The organism is Spirosoma horti (assembly GCF_054776595.1).
In genome coordinates this window covers 125,187-146,908 of sequence record NZ_BAAHBQ010000012.1, presented here as the reverse complement: position 1 = coordinate 146,908, position 21,722 = coordinate 125,187, and the positions used below count along the sequence as shown (strand labels likewise).

Annotated in this window: 18 protein-coding genes; 16 read left to right on the top strand and 2 right to left on the bottom strand. The window is 46.7% G+C overall.

Annotated features, from left to right (window positions below; translation table 11 throughout):
* Positions 1-7 precede the first annotated feature (7 nt).
* The 4 genes from ACYVAM_RS29400 (at position 8) to ACYVAM_RS29385 (ending at position 4,841) form a co-directional block, all read left to right on the top strand.
* Positions 8-1,210, top strand: coding sequence for a hypothetical protein (locus ACYVAM_RS29400; protein WP_461073741.1), 1,203 nt, complete (start codon positions 8-10; stop codon positions 1,208-1,210).
* 133 nt (positions 1,211-1,343) lie between these two features.
* Complete coding sequence (locus ACYVAM_RS29395; RefSeq protein WP_461073740.1) at positions 1,344-2,528, top strand: hypothetical protein; 1,185 nt, start codon at positions 1,344-1,346, stop codon at positions 2,526-2,528.
* A 44-nt stretch (positions 2,529-2,572) separates the two neighbouring features.
* Complete coding sequence (locus ACYVAM_RS29390; RefSeq protein ID WP_461073739.1) at positions 2,573-4,282, top strand: toprim domain-containing protein; 1,710 nt, start codon at positions 2,573-2,575, stop codon at positions 4,280-4,282.
* A 139-nt stretch (positions 4,283-4,421) separates the two neighbouring features.
* Entirely contained in the window at positions 4,422-4,841 is a 420-nt protein-coding gene (locus ACYVAM_RS29385; RefSeq protein WP_297369749.1) for a hypothetical protein, read from the top strand.
* A 75-nt stretch (positions 4,842-4,916) separates the two neighbouring features.
* On the opposite strand, the gene ACYVAM_RS29380 is transcribed toward ACYVAM_RS29385, so the two are convergent.
* Positions 4,917-6,371, bottom strand: a complete 1,455-nt coding sequence (locus ACYVAM_RS29380) for a serine hydrolase domain-containing protein (RefSeq protein WP_461073738.1) — start codon at positions 6,369-6,371, stop codon at positions 4,917-4,919.
* Between the two features lie 148 nt (positions 6,372-6,519).
* On the bottom strand, positions 6,520-8,916 hold the full coding sequence (locus tag ACYVAM_RS29375; protein ID WP_461073737.1) for an outer membrane beta-barrel protein: 2,397 nt from the start codon (positions 8,914-8,916) through the stop codon (positions 6,520-6,522).
* Between the two features lie 101 nt (positions 8,917-9,017).
* Between ACYVAM_RS29375 and ACYVAM_RS29370 the strand changes: the two genes are divergently transcribed.
* The 12 genes from ACYVAM_RS29370 (at position 9,018) to ACYVAM_RS29315 (ending at position 21,674) form a co-directional block, all read left to right on the top strand.
* Positions 9,018-10,271, top strand: coding sequence for a sensor histidine kinase (locus ACYVAM_RS29370; protein ID WP_461073736.1), 1,254 nt, complete (start codon positions 9,018-9,020; stop codon positions 10,269-10,271).
* Positions 10,252-10,995, top strand: coding sequence for a LytR/AlgR family response regulator transcription factor (locus ACYVAM_RS29365; protein WP_297369761.1), 744 nt, complete (start codon positions 10,252-10,254; stop codon positions 10,993-10,995). The genes ACYVAM_RS29370 and ACYVAM_RS29365 overlap by 20 nt, the downstream gene beginning before the upstream one ends.
* Before the next feature lie 327 nt (positions 10,996-11,322).
* Positions 11,323-11,457: a hypothetical protein gene (locus ACYVAM_RS29360; protein ID WP_297369764.1), complete on the top strand. Its 135-nt coding sequence runs from the start codon at positions 11,323-11,325 to the stop codon at positions 11,455-11,457.
* Between the two features lie 65 nt (positions 11,458-11,522).
* A complete protein-coding gene (locus ACYVAM_RS29355) occupies positions 11,523-14,666 on the top strand; it encodes a lantibiotic dehydratase (protein WP_461073735.1) in 3,144 nt (1,047 codons plus the stop codon).
* 394 nt (positions 14,667-15,060) lie between these two features.
* Complete coding sequence (locus tag ACYVAM_RS29350; protein WP_461073734.1) at positions 15,061-15,471, top strand: hypothetical protein; 411 nt, start codon at positions 15,061-15,063, stop codon at positions 15,469-15,471.
* A 322-nt stretch (positions 15,472-15,793) separates the two neighbouring features.
* Positions 15,794-17,986 carry a type I DNA topoisomerase gene (gene topA, locus ACYVAM_RS29345; protein WP_461073733.1) on the top strand — a complete coding sequence of 731 codons (2,193 nt, stop codon included), beginning with the start codon at positions 15,794-15,796 and terminating at the stop codon, positions 17,984-17,986.
* Between the two features lie 130 nt (positions 17,987-18,116).
* Positions 18,117-18,692 carry a LytR/AlgR family response regulator transcription factor gene (locus tag ACYVAM_RS29340; protein WP_461073732.1) on the top strand — a complete coding sequence of 192 codons (576 nt, stop codon included), beginning with the start codon at positions 18,117-18,119 and terminating at the stop codon, positions 18,690-18,692.
* 12 nt (positions 18,693-18,704) lie between these two features.
* Complete coding sequence (locus tag ACYVAM_RS29335; protein ID WP_461073731.1) at positions 18,705-19,304, top strand: phage replication initiation protein, NGO0469 family; 600 nt, start codon at positions 18,705-18,707, stop codon at positions 19,302-19,304.
* A 184-nt stretch (positions 19,305-19,488) separates the two neighbouring features.
* A complete protein-coding gene (locus tag ACYVAM_RS29330) occupies positions 19,489-19,896 on the top strand; it encodes a hypothetical protein (RefSeq protein ID WP_461073730.1) in 408 nt (135 codons plus the stop codon).
* 190 nt (positions 19,897-20,086) lie between these two features.
* Positions 20,087-20,443: a DUF6922 domain-containing protein gene (locus tag ACYVAM_RS29325; RefSeq protein ID WP_461073729.1), complete on the top strand. Its 357-nt coding sequence runs from the start codon at positions 20,087-20,089 to the stop codon at positions 20,441-20,443.
* A gap of 156 nt (positions 20,444-20,599) precedes the next feature.
* The gene (locus ACYVAM_RS29320; RefSeq protein WP_461073728.1) at positions 20,600-21,385 is read left to right on the top strand and encodes a nucleotidyl transferase AbiEii/AbiGii toxin family protein; all 786 of its coding nucleotides are present in this window, start codon (positions 20,600-20,602) and stop codon (positions 21,383-21,385) included.
* A gap of 13 nt (positions 21,386-21,398) precedes the next feature.
* Positions 21,399-21,674, top strand: a complete 276-nt coding sequence (locus tag ACYVAM_RS29315; protein WP_461073727.1) for a hypothetical protein — start codon at positions 21,399-21,401, stop codon at positions 21,672-21,674.
* The last annotated feature ends 48 nt before the right edge of the window (positions 21,675-21,722 follow it).

Here is a 21,722-nt window from a genome sequence, read left to right as displayed (position 1 = left end):
CGACACTATGGCTTCTACAGATTATAACAGCTTAAACAGGGTCGAAAAGCCCGTTAATCCGCGTCCGCTGGAAACCGGCAACCGCTTCACCTGGGAGCAACTGGAAATGCAGCTTAAACCGCTGGGTATTCAAAAGGAAAGCTTATCGCCCGAGGATATGCGCGAGCTATTAAATGCCCGTCGTACGTCCAGCCTAACCCTGAATCAAACGGATAGCAACGGAACCACTACCCCGGTTCAGGGCCGTTTATTTGTCTATGACGATCCGGGGAAAGGTCCCCGCGTTGAACTGATTCCCCGGCAACTGGAACGAACGCCGGCCCCCCGCTTTTTGGGCTACCAGCTCACGCACGAAGATCACATCCGGCTGCAACGAACTGGTGAATTAGGCCGTCCCGTCCCGTTGACGGATAAAGAGACCAATCAACAGTTTATGGGATTGGTGGGCTATGATCCCCAGACAAATCGGCTGACCGTCTTTCGGCAAGAACGATTCGTACCACCAACCGTTCTACGCAACGTGCCCATTACGGACAAACAGCAGCAGACGCTGAAAAACCACGGAGTCATCCGGGTAAAAAACATGACGGGTCTGGATGGCAAGCCCTTTACCGCCGACGTGCAGGTAGCCGCCCATAAACGAGGGTTGAAATTTACGCCTGTCAACCAGGCGGCTCTCAACGCCCTCCAGGTAAAACGAGATACGCAACGAAATGCGCCACAACCCGCTGAGTTGACGCCTAAACAGGTTGCTCGTCAGGCGGCCGACGAACAATGGAAGAAAACGGTCGTATCGGCCAAGGATGAAAAAGGCCAAATCGTTCGCAAACCTGCGGGCGCATTAACCTATCAGGATATGATTCGGGTCAATAAGGTAAGTGACTCACCGGTTGAATGGAGGCCCTTAAACCGTATCCCCCATGGCCAGGAATTGAAAAGTCCAAGGGCGCAGGCTAAAATGGAAATTCTGGATTATCGAAAGGAACAGAGTGGGGTCGTATTGCCACCCAAAAAAAACGCGACAGCGGAGGAAATTAAGCGAGCTGATCAAAAATTTTCATCGTTGTCGGAGGGAAGAACGCCCGCGCGTACGGTTACCCCACCAAGCCCCGCACGCCAAAATGAGCCCGTAGCAAAGACGGATAAAAATACGAAACAGACTGAGCCCATTGCCTCGGCTAAAGCGGGATACGGTAAGAAACGGGTATAAAACGCTATTATAAACGAGTGAGCTTGTAATTTCACGTTATATACAAAATATTAAATGAATGGATAGCACCGTCGAGAACACTCCTCCAATTGATGTATCTACGTTGATAGGTAAACGCTATACGATAGAACAGATGCGTCCAGTTCTAGCCGCTCACCTGGACTTATCGTCTAATTTAGTTTCCGCACCGGTCGGCCTTGAGATAAAGAAATTACTGGACGGTAAACAAACCAACATCATTCCATTGAAGGATGGCGATGCCGCCAAGCTCAGCGTCATTAATCATCCAACGCGGGGTTTATCGATCAACGTAATGCATGTGCAGGCGCGGCTGCAGCTGAGAGATAATTACCTGGGCCACCAATTTAGTCCCACTGATAAGGAAAATCTCCAGCGGTACGGCGATATGGGGCGCGCCGTTCAACTCATCGACCCATCGTCTGGTACACCCTATAGAGGCATCATTGGCATTAATCCGGAAACGCAAAAAATGACGGTGATTAACACCGATAAATTTCCGATACCGGACAAGTTGTTGGGCGTACCCATTGATCCGTCCGCCAAAGAGCGGTTACGGGAAGGATACTCGATCCGCATCAATAACATGAAAAAAGATGACCAGACGTTTTCGGCCTTTGTCCGTCTGGCAGCCTCTAGGAGCGGGTTTAAGTTTGAACGCATCAAGCCGCCCAAACTGGAACAAACCCCGAAAACTAGCCAGTTGGTTACCTCACAAGCTGCTGAACGATCTACTTCGGCTACGCCACTACTGGATAGTTTAAGTTACGCCGGAAAGGGAATAAGGCAAACAACGCAAGCTTACCCGAATGGGGTTGAAGTGTTGGTCATCCCGCAGGCCGAAAAAGCCAAATACGTATTATCGATAAAACTTCCCCAGCTTGCCCAGGCTCCCGAAACCGGCAAGTTGTTTGCCCTGCCAATCATGGCCACAAAAACGGAGGCTGAAGCGTTACTTCAGCTCAGTCAGCAACTGGATAAAGCGATTGGAAAAAATCAACCGCTCCTTCCTGTCCTTCAGCAAACACCCGAATCCGTTCAACGTCTACTGCACCTTGATTTAATGAAGACGCTGAACAAAAAAAATGACCTACCCCCCAGCGGCACTGATCTCCAGACAGCTGCCCGCCCCATCCCACACTCAGCCCAGCAGCAACTGAAGACGGCATCGGTGACTAAACAAGGGGAGCAAACGACCAAACCGGCCCAGGTGAAGCCCGATGTAGAGGCGAAAACAGCCAAGGCTAAAGTTAGTAAACCCAAAACAGACGTGAAGCCTCCCAAAGGACCTCGTCCGTAAGGCCTTTGCCCCGTCCTTTTTCCCCTGTTATAAATTGAATAGCTATGTCAACTCAACCGCAGGAAGCCCAACGTACCAACCGCCAAGATGCTTACGATCGTCGGGTTGCCGAGGAGCGTTCACTCACCGATCGGTATAAATCGGATATCAATTTAGTGACTTATCTCATTGATCAGGGCTGGCAGCCGATTAAGGGGAAACACGGTAAAAACTGGGCGGCTCTGGAAGAGGAATCCACCGGGCGAAAGATCACCGTGCACCGGGTACAGGAGACCGGACATTATGCCTATAAATCGTTTCAGGATAACCGCGACCGGGGAACGATCATTAACATGGTATCCAATAAATTAAACCTGGATCTGGGCAGTCGGGATGGTTGGAAACAGTTACATGCTCACCTTAGCCCCATGGTAGGTAATGTTTACACCTCCCATGAGTCGATCCGGCCCATTGGCTTGAAAGACATTCGTCAGCTGGATGAAACCACAACGGCCCGACTGCTTAACATCGAGCCCTTGCAACAACGCAATTGGCTATATAGTCGTCATATTGAGGACAAGACCATCGATGCGCCAGAATTCAAAGGCCAGATTGTGCAACGCCCGTTTGAGACGAAAAACGGCTATACCGGCACCAACACGGCCTTCCCGATGCGTAATATGGAACACATCGTGACTCTCAACACGCGCAATGCCAGTCATAATATGCTCGTCTCTCCCAAACACGATAGTGTTTGGTTATCCAACGTTATTCCAGGCGTAAAACCCCGGGAAATTGTCATTACCGAAAACCCCATCGACGCCCTCTCTCACTACCAGCTACACCCGCCCCGTCAAGCTGGCGACCGGCTTTATGTATCGACAGGGGGGCAGCCCGGTGGTCTGCAACTGCCCACGTTACAAAAAATCATTGATACCATAAAACCCGAACGGTTCATCTTAGCCAACGATAATGACTTCTCGGGGATACGCTTTAATATTCAATACATGGGTAGCTTGAAACTACCTGGTCAACCGGACCAGGCCTGGCAGGCGTATATGACGGAGGGCAATCAAAAGACAGGCAATCCAAATCAGTTACGGTTAACCTTACCTAAGGGCGTGGAATCCCCGCCGGGTAAATCGCCCGAGGAGCTTGCCCAGCGAATTGGTTCGGTTATGAATCAGGGCCATTTAGTTGACGAGACGAAAGCTAAAGTAAAAGTGGGGAAAACGTATTTGGGCGATACGGAAATTACTGTTGATATTCCCAATAACAGACCTATGTTGATCCGGGCGGAAAACCTAACCAAAGAAATCCGGCTAACGGACAATCACTTTTACGTGAACCGCTCGGTGGAGAAAGATTTTAATGATGACTTAAAAGTAAAAGCCGATAAGATTCAGCAGGAAATTGATAAAATAAGGGCTAACCGACCTGAGAACCGGCAACATGACCCCATCACGCTTCAACCCGAGTGGCTAGTAAAATTGCAGTCTCAATTCAAAAACGACCCGGCTGCCCTCGCCAATCAAAAATCAACGGTGAAGGTTGGACCAACAGGATTACCGCTGCATCAATATGAGAAGGGAGCGGTCAATAATGAATTACCAAAAGATGGCGCCAAGCGATTTCGGAAAGAAACACCAGCGACGGTGCCGCCAAATTCACAAACCGCCCCTCCTCCGGGTAAGCCCGTCGACCCTAAAGAACATGTGAAGCCAGCGGTGCATACCGATAAGCCGGTATCAACAAATCGAATACGACGCTCGTAATCGGTGTACCGATACAATTACGAAACCTAGTTACATTTTCGACTGCGCGTTAAGTTCGTTTAGGGCCTTTATTCACCAGGTAATTGCCGCTCATCGTTACTTTTATACCCGTCAAGTAACCTGTAAAACGTCCGCGACTATGCAGCCTTTATTTTCCGCCTGGCTAATCGATCCTTACCTTGAGTCGGTATATCCAATCGAGCTAACCGATTCCCTGTCGGATATTAGCCGTTGGATCGGTACCGTAGAGATTGGTTTTTTTCTTCATCATCCGTGCGGTGATCGGGCGATCATGAATGGGGATGTCCTGACTCAACCCCCATTGCCACCTGGCTGGCAATGGCTTGGAACGGGTGCGGTTTATTATGGCCGGGCCATCTGGATCAATGTGAACCAGGAAGGTCAACTCATGTCTCCTGAATCAACCCGTTGCTGGCTGGAAGGCCAACTCAACTTTATTGGATTCAGGGAATTAGCCGATGTAAATTCTGATCTATCAGATGACGATGATGAGGATTGGAATCAATTACTGGATGAAATCGGAAGCCAGGATGATTAGTAGAAGTGACTTAAGTTCGTTCTACTGGTATGATCCTCGTACAAGTCCATAGCCGCCATTAAGGGGCTCTGGACTTTATTTTTTTGTGAACTTATACACGTCGTCATCCAAGAAATCAGAAGGAGCGAACGCTATTCCATTCACCACTCCGGAGAGCGATACAGAAATAGTGGCGGGTGTAATGCCAAAATGCACATTTGAAAAAGTCATCCTAAACTCATTGCCATCCATATAGTCCAGTTGAGCCGTTAAGGACGGGTGATGTTCAAAGCGAACCAAGATATTCGTTTTTCCTTTCCCAGTGCCCAGGGTTGTGATGGTGAGATTACCGTATAATGGGTTATGATACGTGCCTTTAAGTGAATTGATGGAGAAAGGGGGTTGTTTAGCGGCCGAGACACGTTTATCAAGCATGGTAAGTATCTCTTTCGCATTGTGCTGCCGGCGTTGGTAGCCTTTAAAAAAGTAGTCAGCCCGGTTGGTGTAAGGTTGTCCTAAATAGCTGTCTAGTAGTTGAAAAAGTAATGCCTCGTAAAAAGTATTAAGATCATTCGAGGAAAATATAAAGAACGCTACTTTTTTATCGGGTACAATGCAATAAGCACTTCGGTAGCCGAAGCTTGTTCCAGTATGCAGAAAAACCTGATGGCCTGCGTAGTAAAGAAGGCTAACTCCCAAAGCGTAGAATTGACTTTCAATTGGAAAACCGGGAATAGGTGAAGTGCTGGCAATCGTATTAGGCTGTCGGGTAGCGGCAATCGTTTCCCATGGCACAACAGACTTTTGCTGGTAGCGTCCACTGTCAAGTTGCATCAGCATCCACGTGTTCATATCCTTCAAACAAGACACCATCCCCGTTGCCGCACCAATACTGCCAAGCGAGTCATAGGGTAGTGTAATCGGTTGATCGGATGTAGTACAGCAGGTGGAATAGGGTTTAGCTACATTGGAATCCCTGATCGTTGTCAGATCAAAATAGGTTCGTTGCATACCGAGAGGTTTTAGCAACAAGTTATCGACCTCATGCTCCCAGGTATTCCCTGTAATGGATGCCATCACTTCACCGGCTGCCACATAGCCTAAATTTGAATAACCAAACTGCTGGCGAAAGGGAAAGTCCGGCTTTAGCTGGGCAAGTTTTTGCGTGAGCTGCGACCGGCTATAACTAGTATTCCAAGCGACAAAATCAGCTTTGTGACCGGCAAGCCCAAGCCGATGGGATAATAAGTCCCGGATTGATAAGAGTGGGGTAACCTGGGCATCATACATTTTAAAGGATGGCAGGTAGTTAACGACGGGGTCATCCAGGTTAAGCTTTTTCTGATGAGCCAGGTGAGCGAAAGCAGTAGCTACGAAGAGCTTAGTATTAGACGCAATGGGAAACAGCGTATTTTCGTCAACCTGCTTGGCTGTTCCCAGTTCTCTTACCCCGTACCCCTTTGAAATAATGATTTTTCCATCTTGAACGATGCCGACGGCCATCGAAGGTATTTGCCAATTCTGCATGCCTTTCTGAACGTAACGATCCAAGCTGTCAGAGATAAAGGAAGGCGTTTGGGCGTGGCTGACGAAGGGAAAACAAAGAAGCAAGAAAGCCAAGAGTGTTGGCAATTTCGGTTGATATAAAGCCATAAAAGCTAATACTTTCAATGAAGCGTTAAAGGGCATGTTCGGACTGTTAGCGTTTTCCTCCCAACCGCTGCTGTTCAGACTCAGATCCGAATTCGCGTTCATTAACCGGTTTGGCTTTGGTATGACCAAACCGTAGCGCGTAGCTAACAAGGAGCTGCTGGGTTTCGGATTTATGGTAAAAAGCAACGGATGTATTCAAGTAATTCCCATAGTTCTGTAAAAGTAACGTATGGAAGATGTCAGTGGCTGACATTTTGAGGCTGGAATTATTATTAATCGAGTATTGTAAGCCGGCATCAAGGTACCAGATCGGTTTATATTTTAGATACCCGATTAAAGCTGTATTTCGACCCGTGAAAGCGAGAGTTGCCGACAACTTGCCCATGCTGAACGTATTCAAGAGTTTAACCACAACCGTGGGCTGTGATGTGGTAATGGGCACACGTTCAAAGGTGGAATAAAAGCGGCTCATCAAACCCGTCATCGTTGCTTGGACCTGCCAGAATGGGCGTATTTTCACCGGTATTGATAACACCAGCGACATTCTCTTTTCCCAGTCAAAATTTATATAATAGTTCAAAATAGCAGCTGATGTGGTGTCGTTTCGGAAGAGTATCTCAGTAATACGATTCCGACTATGATTATAGGAAAGGGAGAGCGACAACCGTTTCGGGGTAATTAGGCCAAGCTGAAAACTACTGGATAACTGAGGCAAAAGAAGTGGATTGCCGGTGTAAAGCGTCAACGGGTTATAAAATATATAAGATGGGTTAAGGACGTCAAAAGCAGGTCGAACAATTCGGCGATTAAAGTTGAGGGTGTATTTGAAATTTTGTTTGTTGGTATACTGGATACTAACTGTAGGAAATAAATTTGTGTAATCCCGTATCACCTCCAACCGGTTATTAACCTGAGCCTCATAGTGGGTATGCTCAAGACGTAAACCAGCCCGTACGGAAATGCCCGACCACTGGTAGCTCACCGAACTATACGCCGCTGAAGTAAATTCATCGTAATGAAATGCCCGGATCAAAGAACTTTTAAGTGAATCAAAACCTGGCGTAGCTTTAAGAAGATCGGGTTGATTTTGTAAAGTGATAGCACTGTATTTGACGCCGGTCTCCAGCGTACCCTTCTGAAATATTGCCGTCGTAAAATCTGCCTTAGCTGTTTTAAACCGGATGGTATTCGGATAGTCAATCACCAGTGATTCACTAGGCCTTGGCTGATCCGGCAAAAGAGTGTAATCAGCCCGGGATCGGGAATTGTCAGTATACTGGGCTGCATCAATATCAATTGTCAGAAACGTTTGGGGTTTCGAAAAAGTAAACTGGTAATTCACATTAGCGGATAGATTGAGTTGCCGAGAGCGCAGTTGAGAGATTGAATTGATCTTGGTCAGTCTGGCCGAAGGCGAGGCCAGCTGGTACTCCAGAGAAGACGATGGATTCTGCGTATCACTAATCTGGTTAAGCATAAGCACAGCCCCAATGGTTTGCTGCTTGGTCAGCTTGAGATCCCAATTCGTGCGAAACAAATGAGCACTGATGTCTTCCTTGTTTAGTTGATTACCCGATGAATAGCCGGACTCTGCATACTGGCCAGCAGGTACCGTCTGGTACGTATTCCAACTAAAATACGTTGGTCGATAAGATGGGTTGTAAAGGAATTTACCAGACAATTTTGTTTTCTGGACTGACACGCCAACGGATGCATTCGCTTTAATATACCGGCCAAATCCACCTGTAAGGTCAAGGTCCAGACTTGTTCCCTGTTGATAAAAGTTTTTGGTAAATAATAAGATGACTCCACCCGAGTTTGCATCATAGCGAGCGGATGGATTTGTTAATATCTCGATCCGTGAGATGGAGTTGGCCGGCAGGCTTTGTAAGTAAGCTACAATCCGTTCGGAAGGTATATAGACTTGCCGGTTATCCTGATAAAGCACAACCCCCGGTTTATCGTCAATGGCCACTTTTCGATTGATAACGTCGATAGACAGCCGGGGTGCCAGGCTCAGTAGATCAAGAGTCGTTCCGCCCGAGTACAGTGGATTGTCTTCGACATTCAGCAGCGTTCGGTCACCTAGTAATTCAATGAATGGCCGCTTTTGTTTTACTGATACTTCAGCTAAGTTTAATGCCTTAGTCTGCATGGTGAAGGCCAGAGGGGCGCTACTGGTCGAATCGCTTGAAACAACAGGTTGGAATATAGATTGAAGTCCAACGTGCGTTATTCGTACCAGATAGGCACCATTATGAACGACATTGATTCGAAAGTAACCACTTGAATCGCTTTGCGCCGTCAGGATAAGGGAAGAATCGACCTGTAGCAGAGAAACCGTCGCTTGGATAACGGGTTGTTTGGTCTCGGAGGTAAGCTGGCCAGCTATTGTTAGAGAAACCGGAAGTGCTGGAGTAGACTGACCAACCGCACGCATCATAGTGCAATTTGTGAAAAAGATAGTCAGGAAGGCATGAAGAAATAAAACTGAGTAAAGAGTTTTTGGTTTATTCATCGGTCGGTCATTAGCTACATATAGGTATGTCCCTTTTTTCATCTAAAGATAACCCAGAAAATCTTAACCCGGAATTCATTCAGCAACTGACCATCGGCCGGAAGATAACCCCTCAGCGCATTGCTATTCACGTGCTGTACTGGCTTTGGAACTGTTATGAGAATTACAATGATTTTTACCGGATGCTTAAGCTTCGGCCTGAGCTTCCGGTGGACCCGGGCTTACATCGGTTCATGTTCATGAGCCACCTCGTGACCACTATAGTTACCTATTATATAGTAGGGTATCTCGTCTTACCATCACTTTTAAAAGTGCTGATCTATTACTATGCCACCCGGAAAGTGCTCTGGCGAAGAATTGCTTTTCTGATCAGCTCTTTTTTCCTGGTCTTTCTGCTCTTCAATGTGTATGACTATTATATATTCGGGTATGCTGTCACCCATTTTAAGCAAGTTCCCGGCTTTATCGAACGAAATGCGAAGTATGTCTTGGATCTGGGGCCTTTCGCTTTTCTTCGTTCTCAGGGTGCCCAGGGCTTTATCTGGGCGTTTAATCTATCCTATCTACTGCTTCCCTGTCAATTGCGACTTATACGCTGGCTAACCACCTGGGGAGTTGATAACATAAAGAAATACGATCAGAATCAGAAGCTAGCCCGAAATCAGCTTAAATATCTGCAGGATCAGATTAACCCTCATTTTCTGTTCAATGTACTCAATAACCTGTATGCCCTCATTCACCGAACCAACAGCGAAGCCGCCTTACTGTTGCGTCGATTGATTGATTATTTACGGTATACGCTGTACCGAACCCACAATAATTTCGTCGAGCTGAAAGAAGAATTGCTGTTTCTTCAGAATTACGTGGAGATTGAACAAAGCCGACTCCGTGATCCAAGCGTGATCAGTTTTGTCCGACATGGTAACGCCGATGGTCAGTTGGTACCGCCTTTACTGCTCTTGACCTTCATTGAAAACGCTTTTAAACATGGTATCCATAAAAGCTACCACGACGGATGGATCGATATAAAGATTGAGATACTGGAAAACCCCGCTCTGCTGCGCTTGGACATTAAAAATTCGGTTAGTAGCGAGAACGCATCCACCCGCAAAGACGCGGGTGGATTGGGACTTTACAACGCCAGACAACGGCTTAACCTGTTATTTCAACCCGACCAATACAAGTGCACCATTGACGAGCAAGCCGATATCTATCATGTTCAATTAGAAATTCCACTTCATCAATCAAGCGTAGTTAACTATGAATTCGAAACGAATTAAGTGTCTGATTGTCGAAGATGAGCCTCTGGCTCAGAAGATTCTAAGCGAACACATTGAAATGATTGCTACGCTTGAATTAGTCGGTACAGCTTTCAATGCCGTTGAGGCTCGGAGCTTAATTGACAAAACAAAGCCTGATTTTATCTTTCTAGACATTAATCTGCCAGGTAAAAACGGCTATGATTTTCTCAAAACCTTACCCACGCCCCGGCCACTGGTGGTCGTTACTTCAGCCCATGTTGAGTTTGCCTTGAAAGGCTACGAACTGGAAGTGATTGATTTCCTGCAAAAACCTATTTTCTTCGATAAGTTCGAGGGAGCCATCAGCAAAGTAGAAAACCGCATGCGCTTAATGCATGCGCTGGCGGGTCAGGAGGCTACGGAAAAGGTATTGTGGGCAGAGAACGACAAAAAGCTTGTTTTGATCCGGACAAATTATGAACTGTTCCGAGTACCCTTTGAAGATATTTTTTACATAGAATCCTGGGACAACTATGTGAAGGTTAATCGCCGTTCGGCACCAACTAAACCACTAACCCCCCGGACTACACTCACCTCGATTGGGAATAATCTACCATCGCCATTTTTACGTATCCATCGTCAGTTCATGGTAAATACGGATCATGTGCAAAAGCTAAACGCCAATTCAGTCTTGTTATCTAATGGAAAAGAACTGCCGGTCAGCAAATCCTGTATGGAGCAAGTCAAACTCGCTCTGTCGTGAAAAGTCAACTGAAAGATGTTGAACCACTGAGCCACTGACCCCCTTAACCCTCATTTCTTTGCCACTCGCCACCTATTCTAAGGATTGAAAAAGGAAATAAGTACTTTTAAACTCATCACTTTATCTCGTAGCAACCATGGCACAGAAATCATTACCCCCCAGATTTTCACTCAATCCCCGCCAAGTTTCAACGCGTCAGCTCGCTCTCCCGGCAGACTCCTCAAAGCGAATGACGACAATAACGATAACTGTGGTCGAAAACTTTTGAATTAAGGTGAATTTGCGTTTAAATTTGGATGATAAAATCTTAATATAAACTCAATCCTTATGAAACGCTTCCAGCTCAAAGAAATTAAGGTTTCCTCACGGATGACTCCGGCTGTTGTGAAATCCGCAGGTAAAAGCTCGACCGGTGGTGGTAACACAGGAGGCAGCATTACCACCACTACCGGTGGTGACTAACGAGATTTGTTCTCCTTTTTAATGAACCCACCTGATAACGGGCTGGGTTTATTTTTTTTAGGGTTATGGTAAAAAATGAAGTTGGTGACCATTCTTTTTTTGTCGTTAGAGCGGCTACCCATTCACTAAGCGATTTAATTAATCGTCTTGATCAAATACAAGCGAATCAGTCGCAAGACTACTTGCCCCTTATCACCGACTGGCTAAAGGAGCCCTGGAATCAAAAAGGGTTGTTTCTAGCAAGTCCGGACCTGTACGAAGCCTGGCTTTCGCAGGCTCATCAGCAACAGCTTTCTTCACCTACCCTAAAAGCGCTTTGGCGGTACATCCTTCGCTCGTATTCACGAGCGACTCCTTTCGGCTTATTCGCTGGGGCCGGGCTAGGCCGCGTTGACAAGCAAAACGCTTTTACATTGGGTAGCCATCCGTGGCGGGTAGTCAGTCGACCAGATGCCACGTTACTCACCAGTGCTAGTGAGATTATCCTGCAGGAACCATTTGTACGCAAACAGCTACTTTATTCGCTCAATAACAGCCTCTATCAGGTAGGGGAAGAGTTTCGATTTTCACAATCCGTTCCAGAATCAACGGGCTTCAGGATTATACTAACCTCCTACGCGGTAACAGCGGAATTAAGCCTAATCGTTGAGAAACTAACCCAAGAAACTTACCTTAGTTTCCAGTCATTACTGGCCCTATTCGACTTGGAAGACCAGCAGGAGGCTGAAGTATTTGTAAATCAATTAATTGACAGTCAATTTCTATCGAACTCATTAATGATGCCGGTAACTGGTCCAAGTTGGATTAGTAGATTGACCCATCTGGATCAGACAAAACAGGTAGTTTCTCCGCTGCTTCGGGAATTAGTGACCATCAGTAACGATCTGATGAGTCAGGATCAAACACTGGAGGGCTTAGAGGCCACTCAAAAGAAGCTTAAAAAAATCAATGGCCATCCACAAAGCAGTCCTGCCGAATACGCGGGGTCAATGATCCAGACGGATCTGGTATTCACTCCCGATCAGTTATCGCTTAACCAGCAACTCGTTCATCAGCTGGCCGAGCAGTTTTCCCAGATTCTCCCATTAATTCAAAATAAGAGGGAGTTTCCAATAGCCAACTTTATTCGCAAATTTAGGGAACGTTATCAGGATGCAACGGTCGATTTGCTCACGGCCCTCGATCCCGAATACGGTTTAGGCTTTCATGTCCAGTCGGAAGCAAGTACGAGTCTGTTAAAACAAATTCCGTTTGCATCACCGGCCAACGAAGCCTCCGAAACCCCCTCAAACCTTGTTAAATTGATCTACGAGCGCTTTTCGTTAACGGGGCACATGGAAATTTCGTTAACCGAAGAGGATATCATCCCGCTTTTAGAAGATCAGCCCAAGCGGCCATTACCGCCAAGTTTTTATTTGTTTGGCGAGTTGTATCAGCAACCACCCGTAGCAAAAGAAAGCGTAGAGGATTTGGTCAACCCTCTACCGACCAGTCATTGGCATTTCTCGATTAATGCGGGAACCACCTCATCGCCCACTTTTTTACTCGGCAGGTTTTGTCTTAATGATCCCCTGTTAACCCGGCAGGTTCAGGAGATGTGTGCTTGGGAGCAGTCCCAGTATCCAAATGAAATACTGGCTGAAGTTGTACATGCTCCGCCAAGCCCTAATCGGGCTCGAAATGTAGTTTCCAGGCCTGTCTTACGATCGTACGAAATACCTTATCTGACACCGGCAGGGGTCGCCGCTGATCGAGTTATTAACCTCAACGACTTAGGCGTTTACGTTACGCATACGGAACAAATCTACCTCATCAACAAATCAACTGGCCAGCGAATACGGCCTAGGCTTAGTACAGCGCATAAATTTACGTTAGGCGATGATATCTATCAATTCCTGGGATACATCGAGCAGCTGGAAACGAATCGCTATGGGGTTCGATGGGGCTATTTCAAAGATCAGCCAGTACTGCCCCGAATAACCTACAAAAATTTAATTCTTCAACCCGCACGCTGGACAATCCGCCGTTCTACTGTTCAACAGAACGGCCCAGTCACCCTGCAACACATACGCCGGTTATACAATCTACCAAAGTACCTGCAGCTCATAGAGCGGGATCTTCCCCTGTTTCTGGATCTGGATGCAGCACCTTGTCAAACGATTCTCCTTGATGAACTAAATAAAAACGAGCTCATTCGATTGACAGAATGGTTACCTGCTTCTTACCAGCCCTGGCTTGTCGAGAAAGACAGATATTTTGTGTCTGAACTGATCATACCGCTGAAAGGGCTTTCGACTACGCCCGGCAATCCTACGCAGCGTGTTGTCTTCGATCAGACTACTCAGGAAGCCCGCACCGTGTATCCAGGTGGGCCATGGTTATATTACAAAATCTATCTCAGTGAATTAGCGGCGGATTATTTTCTGACGCACTGCTTGTTCGACTTCACTAATCAACTCCTGTCAAGTGGGTTATGTCAACAATTCTTCTTTATTCGCTTTGCCGATCCCGACTTCCATATTCGTATACGTTTTCAATCCGATACAAGTGTTATTAGTAAACTTATTGAGGCCTGTAATTCATTTTTCACGCCCTCAACACCTGATTCACTTGTTTATCGCTTTTCAATCGAGACCTACCAGCGTGAGATAGAACGGTACACGCCAGAATTGATGGCGGCCTGCGAGACTGTATTCAGCCAGGATAGTCTGATGATTTTGACTTACTTGTCCTCCCAGGAGAACTCGTCCAAATCTGATATCGAGCGTTATGCTTTTGCCATAGGACAGGTCAGTAACTTAGTAGACGATTTTCGCTATTCACTGGAAGCTAAAATTGCATTCTGTCAACGAAATCAAACCAGTTACTGGCATGAGGAGGGCAGTTTGAAATCTGTCAAAAAAGGCTTAAATTCTTTATTTCGTCAGTATGCCGATTCAATCTTCGATCAGGCGCAACAACTTACTGACGACTTCCTGCACCGCTCGCAGGCGTTTCAAGCGGCACTTGATCAAATCAATTTATTCTATCAGCAAAAGCCCCAGACGGTCGTTAAAGATGAGCTGCTAACCAGCCTTATTCACATGCACATCAACCGTCTATTCCCCACGGAACAACGGCGGCATGAGCTGGTTATTTATCACTTCTTAGTGCGTCGATATGAGTCGCTCCTGGCTAGGCTGAAAACAGATACCGCGTCCCCCCATTGATCACGCCTAGTTAGTTGTAGACATAACAAGGGCCGTTTACCCGGACAGCTCAGGTCATTCTTCCTTGTAAAACGGCTCATTAAGCCATTGAGCGAACGCATCACCGTATACCGGTATTTATGCTTGAATAAAGCAGATCCCTGCTGATCATTTAAGTATCTGTTCAGATAGTACTACTTAACTTAATCATTCGCCCCTCTTACCTACTTGTTCAGTCAGTTCGCCACATTTCTGCCGAAGCATACCGCTTAATAAAGCAAATTAGATAAGTCAACTTTCTTGAAAGGGCATCAAGATGGGTTGGCCTTTGTGTTTACTGCTCTAAATCTGATCAAAAATTTAATAAAAAAGAGACCGTAAAATTTGGTCAAAAAGTATTTAAATATATACCTTTATGAAACATTTTGAAGGTTTCTCCCTTGCTCAACCTCTTGCCTCACTGATGGATCAATTTCCTAATTTATCTCAAAAAGCCGATGCGCTGCCTGAGCTTTGGCAAGTCGGACAGCTGGTAATCCTTGCTGAACCGCATTATGGGCCTCATAATCCCTGTGGCAGCGTTGGCGTCGTATATGTCATTGATACCGAAGATCCTGACATGCCTTACGTTGGCATTCTAATGGAATCCGGTGATGATTTGAATTTGATTGACGCCTTAGCCGTCCACAACAGCTTTATAAGCTTGGGAATTGTCCCATTCGACTATGAATTTTCAAGCTGTCAAACGCTGATTGCAGATCAACAAGAAGGCTTGTTTCTGCCTTGTTTTCAAGCCGCTCATCAACTGATGCATAAGGATGAATAAGTTTACTCAAGAAATAGGAAACTGGCCGTTATGGAGTCAGCTCCTGCTACTGGTAGTCCTGGGGTTAGTCATTCATTTTTGGTTTGGACGCCTGAGCAGCTCCGTGCTGGCAACCAGAACAGCCGGTGGGTCTTTCGAACGGTTGTGGCGGTTGATACAATGTGTGCTCTGGGCAACCGGCCTAAGCTGGATAGCGGTTCGCTTTTGCGTGGGTACCAATGGTCAGGGTAGGCCCTATGAATGGGGGTTTTATGGCCGTGTACTTTTTGTCGGGTTGACAGCTTACCTATCTAATTTTCTAACCCGTTACTTTTCTTAATTCATGGCTAAGCATCTACTCATTGTTGAGTCACCAAATAAAAAACAAAAAATAGGTCAATACCTTGATGAATTATATGGTAGCGGCCAGTGGCACGTAGCCGCCAGTGTAGGTCACGTTCAGGATCTGCCGGAAAAGGAGTTAGGCATCAACCGGGAGCGCAACTACAGCATGTCCTATCAGGTAAGCCGGGATAAGGAAAAAGTCGTTAGTGGCCTAAAGAATCTGGTTCGGGAGGTGGGTGCTGATCATGTAATTTTAGCCACTGATCCTGATCGGGAGGGCGAAGCCATTTCCTGGCATTTGAGCCGATTGCTCAACCTATCACCAGACAAGGCACAACGGGCCACCTTTCAGGAGATTACTAAAGCAGCTATCAAATCAGCGCTGGACAGCCGGCGGCCAATCAACATGAGCCTGGTCAAAGCCCAGGAAGCCCGGCGTGCCATCGACAGGATCGCCGGCTATGAAGTATCGGATATCGCCCGGCGCAAAACAGGTAAAAATCTAACAGCAGGCCGCGTGCAGAGTGTTGCTTTAAAGCTAATCGTAGAACGGGAAAAAACGATCTCTTCGTTTACAGATCAGTTCACCTTCAAGCTCACGGCTGTCTTTACGAGCCCTAAACATGAGTTAATCAAAGCCAATTACGTAGGGTCGGGGGAAGCGGACATCCAAAAAATGAACGCATTGCCTGTTTTACAGGCTTATCTAAATACCGCCACCGGCAAGTTGTGGCGCTTGCTGGATAAACAAAGCAAGCCCGTACTGCGGCAGCCTGGTCCGGCTTTCACTACCTCCTTACTGCAACAGGAAGCCATTCGCAAGCTATCCAAAGGAAATGACCGATGGGGCGCAAAACGGGTTATGGAGGTTGCTCAGGCGTTATTCGCAGCGGGTCATATTACGTATATGCGTACTGACTCACCCAACCTCTCGCTTGAAGCGGTTGAGGCCATTCAACAGCAGGTTATTAGCCAATTCGGTGAATCCTATTTTCAGCCCCGGCGCTTTCCCGTCAAAGCCGATGCGCAGGAAGCCCATGAAGCGATCCGACCGACTCATATGGATGTTAAAACGGCGGGAAATAACGTGGATGAACAATCCTTATACCGGCTCATCTATACGCGGGCCATGGCCTCACAAATGAAACCAGCCCAGTACGAGGAGACCATGCTAACGATCGGCACCGGGCAACCCATTGATACGTTTCAGGCAAAAGCCAGTACCTTAATTTTTGAGGGTTACCGCGCTATCTATACGGAGGCCGATGAGGAGGAGGTAAGTGACGCAGCGTCCGTTATTTCGCCCGTAGCGGTTGGTACAACGCTGCGCGTCGATCAAATGCAGGGTAAACAAACCTACCGACAGCCCCCAAAGCGATTTGATGAAGCAACCCTGATTAAAAATATGGAACAGAAAGGGATCGGGCGACCATCTACCTACGCGAGTATCCTATCGACGATTCAAAAGCGAGGTTATGCTGAAACGGGCAATGTCGCTGCCCGAAAATTGCCGGCAACCCTCATTACGCTGAAACAGGGGTCGATTCGTACTACGACCGAGCAACAATCCGTTGGGGGTGACAAAGCCAAACTGGTTCCCACGGCTACGGGTATTCAATTAGCCGATTTTCTGGAAGCGAATTTCTCCCCATTAGTTGACTACGGATTTACGGCAGGTATGGAGAAACAGCTTGACGAAATAGTTGAGGGCAAAAGCAAATTTCTGACTGTTATTCAAAGCTATGATCAAATGCATCAGCGAATGATTGCCCATGTGGAAGCGACGCTTCCTGATGCCAAGCGGGAAACAGCTACTCGATTACTGGGGGAGTATAAGCAAAAACCCGTTCGGGTAGGCACCTCAAAACAGGGAACGTATCTTTTATATAACGATGCGTTTACGCGGGTCGAGTCGCTATCCGCCGATGAGCTAACGCTGGAGCTTGCTATTCCAGTGTTAGAATCAAGTTCTTCGACACCGGCTGCCAAAGGGCTTACAATCATTCACAAAGCCGGGAAATACGAAGTCAGAAAAGGGCAGTTTGGGTACTACCTAACGGACGGGGTTACGAACGCTAAACTGCCTAAGCAGTTTGCTACGGAAAGCCAGATGAAAACGATTAAGACCGCTGATGCACAGGCTATCATAAAAGCCTATCTGGAGTGGAAAAGGAAAGCCACTAACAAGTAGTCACTTTTTTTGCATTTTTTGAGCCGAAAAAAAAACAAAAATATCCTCAAAAAATGGTTTATTTGAAACCCAATGTTAAAGGTTAGTAGTCCATCGCCACTAAAATTCCCCAAAAAACGCTACTTTAGCCATGCACCGTATACGCCTTAATGCAACGATCCGGTATTTGAGAATTCCTACCTACAGTGGAAGTACCGAAAAAATAAGAGTAACGGATGAAAACGAAGAACGGCTTTCTTCCTGTAAGGGGGGTGAATCCGGTTCAACGGACGAGTTAGAATGGTTAACTGAAGCGACAATGCCAAACGATACACAAAATGCAATTATAGTTGGGGAGCCCGCTTATCTGATCTATCGAGAGGTGAACGTTAATGGCATTAAATCGGAGATGGAGCCCCTGCGCAATGAAGAAATTATTCGACTGGAAAGCAACGGCGGGTATTGTTACATTTATCTCAAGGATAACACCCGTTATCTATTAGCGATGAGTCTAAAATGGGTGTCAAAATACCTGCACGATTTTGTTCGAATTCACCGAACCCATGCGGTTAATCCGATCTACGTAAAGCAGTATTTACTGGATCACCAAAAGAGACAGAAAGACCGGTATTTGCTTCTGAAAACCGATGAGAAATTACCCTGGTCTCGACGCCACCTTCGTGAACGACGGCAGGATTCTCCCCAGTTATTTGATTTAATCCTTTAACTAAGACCGACGATGAGCCTTCTATTGCCAATCATTCAGCAAAGCCCAACTGACTTAACCACGGGTGAATACGTGGGCATTTTGTTTCGTATTGTTGAAAAAGGAACCCAGGAGGAGCTATTCAAACAAACGAATCAATTGTATCAACGGCCAAAAGTACTGTTGACTTGGGTGTTGCCGGATCAGTATGAACTCGTTCAAAAGCAACCGCGTCCCGTTTTGATCCATAAAGAATACACGCAATCACTTCGGCAAAGTTCGCACCTCTACCGGGATGTCATTGGAATGAGAGGCTATGACTTTTCTGAATCAGAGCTTACCTATCCGTTTGATCTGTTGTCGCTGTTAGGCACTCCCAGTCTTTTATCGGTACAGGTAACTAAGAAAGGGGAAACCTGCCATCCTGAATTAAAACAGATCCAACCACTCCCCGCTGACACCTGCGTATCCGATTGTCCATACGATTTATATTCGCTGACGTTTAAAGACTGGAATTGGGAATTATACGATGAGTTAAGCCAGAAGCTACAGCAGGAAATTGCCCGATCACCAGAGTATGCAAAACTGCCCGCCCGGGTGAATCAGCTTACCAGTGAAAAGCAGGATCAGTAGCAACGTTGTATCGATTAACCACCTTGACGAGCTCCTTGATTAAATCAAACCGTCAAATAAAAAAGGGGCGATAACCGGGATGAACTGCTAAGCGCTTGTGAGCATCTCGGCCGTATTAGCCCGATTCTTTTTCCGCTGGATTGTATATTAGATAGGGTAGAACCTTTTAGACGCCCGCCTGGTCATGAAACGCCTTTTTGAACCCCTGTCATTACCGTTTAAAGTGCCTAAGCTGTTTGCTATTCCCTACTACATACAGGCTTTCCTGGTAGGGGCAATTCGGCTCACCATCGCCATTCTGCTGGGACCAGAGGCTTATTTCATCAGCCGGCTTCGCATTGGTATGGCCATCAGCGTTTTCCTGGTGAAGATCGTCTTTGCTTTGTTTAAACAGGATGCAACCGGGCGGCAATGGATGCTCAATCTCGCCATAGCCGCTGAAATCGTTCAAGTTGGGATGTCTCTGTACGTTGGCTACCGACTAGCGAATGCCACACCGACGATTGAAGTGGTAGAGCAAGTTGACCTTGTCGATGAACAGGGGCGGTTGATTACCACCTACGAGAAGAAAGTCTCACCGGAAGATTTATAGATTGAGCATCCCGTGCCATCGTGGTCAACGCGATGGCTTTTTTTTGCCCTGCAGTAAAACCCTTAACGCCTGATTGCCCTCAAAATCAATAAACTTTATCAATTCATTTGTTGGCCTAATTTGCTTAAAAAATTATTTTGTTTTCGGTCAACAAGACTTAGATTTATTCATCCATTTTAGTTTAAAGATCATGGCTTTAGATCATTCAATTCCTAACCTGGCAACCGGCAAACCGGCTACATCCCGTAAATCGTTGCAGATTTCCACCCGCAGTTTATGGGGCTACGACGTCGACTCGCTCAATATTGAAAACGATCAGGATCGTCAGACAATTATCGCGCGCGTTTTTGATGCGGGCACCCATGAAGACAAGCTGGCCATAATTGATTTTTTTGATCTGGAGACGATCAAACAAGCGTTATTGAATACCGCCGAATTGCAGTCATCGACCATTTCCCTCACGGCCATTTGGCTGAATCTAAAACCGGAAATGTACCGGGCTTATAAACGACTGGACTTATCACAGCTGAAGCATGCTTCCTTTTAACGCAATCAGGAGCGCGCTTATCATCAGTCAACTCTTCTTATGCGTAACCCTATCAAGGGACAAACTGAAACAAGCTTTATAGCAAAAGGTCATAAGAAGCACGAAATGAATTCACGCGAAAACAGAATTTAAATAAGCCTGAAAAAAGTAGCCCGCATGTATCATCTCCAAACCATCGATACAAAACCCTACCAGCTGCTGCAGGAATTGATGACGAATCGAGAGCTGGAGCAAGCCGGGTTTTTACTATGCGGGGGCGGGGCAATCGCCCTGCACCTGGGCCACCGGCAAAGTACGGATATTGATCTGTTTACGCCCAAAGCCATCCCGCCAGGGGCTATGAAGAAATTCATGGAGCAAACCTTTGGCGCTCGTGTCGATGTGTATTCACAAAGCGATTTGGGTATTCGAGGTTTCTTGGATGGGGTAAAATTTGATATGATCCGTTTCCCTTATCAGATGCAGCATGCCCCCCTTGCGGAGCAGAATATCCGATTTCTGGATTTAAGGGATGCCGTGGCAATGAAAGTTCACGCCGTGGCTAACCGCGGATTACGCCGTGATTTTTACGATCTGGCGGAGATACTCCAACGAATGCCTTTAAAGGAGGTGCTCGAAAACTATCAGCGTCAGTTTTCGCCTTCCAACATGGCGATGAGCCATACTCGCCGGGCGCTTACTTTCTTTACGGATGCCGAAGCAGATTCAACCAAAGTGGATGTTCGTAACGGCAGGAGCTGGGACCAGGTAAAGAAAATTATGACGCGAGCCGTTCAGCAACCCGCTGAAATACCAACGCTGAAGGCACCCCGTTTGCCTAAACCCGGTAATCCTCACCTGACCGACCTAAAGTCGTCAGCCCTGACCAAGCCGCTCCCGAGTCAACCGAAAACACCCGCTGCTCAGGTATCGCGACCAATCAGTACCCGTCGAGTGATTTAACTTCACTTATTTTATGTTGAACTACCCAATTATTACAGAAGCTTACCCGCAGGCCACGGTGATTGCCTTTACCGAGTATTACCATCCTCAGCTTCGCTGGCAACGAATTGATCAACCCGTCGATGCCATTTTGCAGTTCGATCAGTTTGAGTCCCAGATCCGGCAGGTCATGGCTTACGGTGCCACGCAGTTAGGTTTTACGGTTCAGGACGAGAAAAGGGCGCATTACACCGTTCATGTATCAAGTAAAAAACTAACGGGTAGTGGCCGCATTAAAGCCGGCCGTTAGCCAGGGGTTCATCCGCCAACAGGCATCGCGATTCCCATTTGAAAACGA

Coding starts and splice junctions, on each gene's coding strand:
- ACYVAM_RS29325 (WP_461073729.1), top strand. CDS start 20,087: ATGGCTTTAGATCATTCAATTCCTAACCTGGCAACCGGCAAACCGGCT.
- ACYVAM_RS29315 (WP_461073727.1), top strand. CDS start 21,399: ATGTTGAACTACCCAATTATTACAGAAGCTTACCCGCAGGCCACGGTG.
- ACYVAM_RS29395 (WP_461073740.1), top strand. CDS start 1,344: ATGCGTCCAGTTCTAGCCGCTCACCTGGACTTATCGTCTAATTTAGTT.
- ACYVAM_RS29360 (WP_297369764.1), top strand. CDS start 11,323: ATGAAACGCTTCCAGCTCAAAGAAATTAAGGTTTCCTCACGGATGACT.
- ACYVAM_RS29390 (WP_461073739.1), top strand. CDS start 2,573: ATGTCAACTCAACCGCAGGAAGCCCAACGTACCAACCGCCAAGATGCT.
- ACYVAM_RS29385 (WP_297369749.1), top strand. CDS start 4,422: ATGCAGCCTTTATTTTCCGCCTGGCTAATCGATCCTTACCTTGAGTCG.
- ACYVAM_RS29355 (WP_461073735.1), top strand. CDS start 11,523: ATGGTAAAAAATGAAGTTGGTGACCATTCTTTTTTTGTCGTTAGAGCG.
- ACYVAM_RS29340 (WP_461073732.1), top strand. CDS start 18,117: ATGCACCGTATACGCCTTAATGCAACGATCCGGTATTTGAGAATTCCT.
- ACYVAM_RS29330 (WP_461073730.1), top strand. CDS start 19,489: ATGAAACGCCTTTTTGAACCCCTGTCATTACCGTTTAAAGTGCCTAAG.
- ACYVAM_RS29320 (WP_461073728.1), top strand. CDS start 20,600: ATGTATCATCTCCAAACCATCGATACAAAACCCTACCAGCTGCTGCAG.
- ACYVAM_RS29375 (WP_461073737.1), bottom strand. CDS start 8,916: ATGATGCGTGCGGTTGGTCAGTCTACTCCAGCACTTCCGGTTTCTCTA.
- ACYVAM_RS29400 (WP_461073741.1), top strand. CDS start 8: ATGGCTTCTACAGATTATAACAGCTTAAACAGGGTCGAAAAGCCCGTT.
- ACYVAM_RS29365 (WP_297369761.1), top strand. CDS start 10,252: ATGAATTCGAAACGAATTAAGTGTCTGATTGTCGAAGATGAGCCTCTG.
- ACYVAM_RS29350 (WP_461073734.1), top strand. CDS start 15,061: ATGAAACATTTTGAAGGTTTCTCCCTTGCTCAACCTCTTGCCTCACTG.
- ACYVAM_RS29370 (WP_461073736.1), top strand. CDS start 9,018: ATGTCCCTTTTTTCATCTAAAGATAACCCAGAAAATCTTAACCCGGAA.
- topA (WP_461073733.1), top strand. CDS start 15,794: ATGGCTAAGCATCTACTCATTGTTGAGTCACCAAATAAAAAACAAAAA.
- ACYVAM_RS29335 (WP_461073731.1), top strand. CDS start 18,705: ATGAGCCTTCTATTGCCAATCATTCAGCAAAGCCCAACTGACTTAACC.